The 234-nt window shown below is 40.2% G+C and carries 1 protein-coding gene; it reads right to left on the minus strand.

Annotated features, from left to right (window positions below; all coding sequences use genetic code 11):
* Positions 1–144, minus strand: a 144-nt coding sequence (locus tag UGRO018_RS17920; RefSeq protein ID WP_416327870.1) for a Wzz/FepE/Etk N-terminal domain-containing protein, incomplete at its 3' end; no start/stop codon positions are given.
* Positions 145–234 lie beyond the last annotated feature (90 nt).

Below are 234 nucleotides of genomic sequence, written 5' to 3' on the forward strand. Positions count from 1 at the left end.
CGGCAGTAGGAATGCAGTAATGGCAAAAGCAGCCACCGCACACAGAACCATTGACAATATGATCAATCTCAAGTTCTTCTTCAGGAGCTGAAACAATTGACCAAGATCGATCGTCAGCTCATCTTCCTTCATGTTATCTTCCATAAAATACCTCCATCTCCTCCTTTTTTACATTCATAACGACATAGCACAAGAGCGAACAAAAAGCGGTTATCACACAATTCGTATATTAAT

This window comes from Hoskinsella mucinilytica, assembly GCF_045223415.1.
GTDB lineage: Bacteria > Bacillota_I > Bacilli_A > Erysipelotrichales > Erysipelotrichaceae > Hoskinsella > Hoskinsella mucinilytica.